The organism is Enterococcus phoeniculicola ATCC BAA-412, from assembly GCF_000407505.1.
GTDB classification, from domain to species: Bacteria; Bacillota; Bacilli; order Lactobacillales; family Enterococcaceae; genus Enterococcus_K; species Enterococcus_K phoeniculicola.
Genome location: NZ_ASWE01000009.1, coordinates 1 through 2,736, shown reverse-complemented (window position 1 = coordinate 2,736; position 2,736 = coordinate 1). Strand labels below are relative to the sequence as shown.

The following is a 2,736-nucleotide window of genomic DNA, read 5'->3' as shown; positions in this document are numbered from 1 at the left end:
GCGTGGCGACGTCCTACTCTCACAAGGGGCAACCCCTCACTACAATCGGCGCTAAGAAGCTTAACTTCTGTGTTCGGCATGGGAACAGGTGTATCCTTCTCGCTATCGCCACCACACTTGGTGATGTTGTCTTATTGAGTTATGCTTTCGCTCACTCAAAACTGGATTTGAAGTAATCAATCAAAACTCGTCCGAGTTTATTTTCTTACCATTCTTTGGTTAAGTCCTCGACCGATTAGTATTAGTCCGCTCCGTACATCACTGCACTTCCACTCCTAACCTATCTACCTGATCATCTCTCAGGGGTCTTACTTTCTTAAAGAAATGGGAAATCTCATCTTGAGGTGGGCTTCACACTTAGATGCTTTCAGCGTTTATCCCTTCCCTACATAGCTACCCAGCAATGCCCTTGGCAGAACAACTGGTACACCAGCGGTAAGTCCATCCCGGTCCTCTCGTACTAAGGACAGCTCCTCTCAAATTTCCAACGCCCGCGACGGATAGGGACCGAACTGTCTCACGACGTTCTGAACCCAGCTCGCGTGCCGCTTTAATGGGCGAACAGCCCAACCCTTGGGACCGACTACAGCCCCAGGATGCGACGAGCCGACATCGAGGTGCCAAACCTCCCCGTCGATGTGGACTCTTGGGGGAGATAAGCCTGTTATCCCCAGGGTAGCTTTTATCCGTTGAGCGATGGCCCTTCCATGCGGAACCACCGGATCACTAAGCCCGACTTTCGTCCCTGCTCGACTTGTAAGTCTCGCAGTCAAGCTCCCTTCTGCCTTTACACTCTGCGAATGATTTCCAACCATTCTGAGGGAACCTTTGGGCGCCTCCGTTACCTTTTAGGAGGCGACCGCCCCAGTCAAACTGCCCATCTGACACTGTCTCCCACCACGATGAGTGGTGCGGGTTAGAGTGGTCATAACGCAAGGGTAGTATCCCACCAACGCCTCCATCGAAACTAGCGTTCCGATTTCTACGGCTCCTACCTATCCTGTACATGCGGTACAAACACTCAATATCAAACTACAGTAAAGCTCCATGGGGTCTTTCCGTCCTGTCGCGGGTAACCTGCATCTTCACAGGTACTAAAATTTCACCGAGTCTCTCGTTGAGACAGTGCCCAAATCGTTACGCCTTTCGTGCGGGTCGGAACTTACCCGACAAGGAATTTCGCTACCTTAGGACCGTTATAGTTACGGCCGCCGTTTACTGGGGCTTCAATTCGTACCTTCGCTTACGCTAAGCACTCCTCTTAACCTTCCAGCACCGGGCAGGCGTCAGCCCCTATACGTCATCTTTCGATTTTGCAGAGACCTGTGTTTTTGATAAACAGTCGCTTGGGCCTATTCACTGCGGCTGATCTTACGATCAGCACCCCTTCTCCCGAAGTTACGGGGTCATTTTGCCGAGTTCCTTAACGAGAGTTCGCTCGCTCACCTTAGGATTCTCTCCTCGACTACCTGTGTCGGTTTGCGGTACGGGTCGTTGTTTTCTCACTAGAAGCTTTTCTTGGCAGTGTGACATCAGGAACTTCGGTACTATTATTTCCCTCCCCATCACAACTTGTCCTTAGAAGTATAAGCATTTGACTCATACTAAGACTTATTGCTTGGACAGACATTTCCAATCGTCTGCATTCCTTAGCCTCCTGCGTCCCTCCATTGCTCAAACAAAAACAACGAGTACAGGAATATCAACCTGTTGTCCATCGCCTACGCCTTTCGGCCTCGGCTTAGGTCCCGACTAACCCTGGGCGGACGAGCCTTCCCCAGGAAACCTTAGTCATTCGGTGGACGGGATTCTCACCCGTCTTTCGCTACTCATACCGGCATTCTCACTTCTAAGCGCTCCAGCAGTCCTCACGATCTACCTTCAACGCCCTTAGAACGCTCTCCTACCATAACACCAGAGGTGTTATCCACAGCTTCGGTAATATGTTTAGCCCCGGTACATTTTCGGCGCAGGGTCACTCGACTAGTGAGCTATTACGCACTCTTTAAATGGTGGCTGCTTCTGAGCCAACATCCTAGTTGTCTGTGCAACCCCACATCCTTTTCCACTTAACATATATTTTGGGACCTTAGCTGGTGGTCTGGGCTGTTTCCCTTTCGACTACGGATCTTATCACTCGCAGTCTGACTCCCGGATATGAATGTATGGCATTCGGAGTTTATCTGAATTCGGTAACCCGAGATGGGCCCCTAGTCCAAACAGTGCTCTACCTCCATCATTCTCAATTCCGAGGCTAGCCCTAAAGCTATTTCGGAGAGAACCAGCTATCTCCAAGTTCGATTGGAATTTCTCCGCTACCCACACCTCATCCCCGCACTTTTCAACGTACGTGGGTTCGGTCCTCCAGTGCGTTTTACCGCACCTTCAACCTGGACATGGGTAGATCACATGGTTTCGGGTCTACGACCACATACTCATTCGCCCTATTCAGACTCGCTTTCGCTGCGGCTCCGTCTCTTCAACTTAACCTCGCATGGGATCGTAACTCGCCGGTTCATTCTACAAAAGGCACGCCATCACCCATTAACGGGCTTTGACTTGTTGTAGGCACACGGTTTCAGGATCTATTTCACTCCCCTTCCGGGGTGCTTTTCACCTTTCCCTCACGGTACTGGTTCACTATCGGTCACTAGGGAGTATTTAGCCTTGGGAGATGGTCCTCCCGGATTCCGACGGAATTCCTCGTGTTCCGCCGTACTCAGGATCCTCCTAGGT

At 51.0% G+C, this 2,736-nt stretch carries 2 rRNA genes; both read right to left on the bottom strand.

The window, feature by feature from the left end:
• Positions 1-116: ribosomal RNA gene (gene rrf, locus I589_RS17650) — 5S ribosomal RNA — on the bottom strand.
• Positions 117-215: 99 nt separating this feature from the next.
• Positions 216-2,736, bottom strand: a 23S ribosomal RNA gene (locus tag I589_RS17645); the annotation flags it as partial.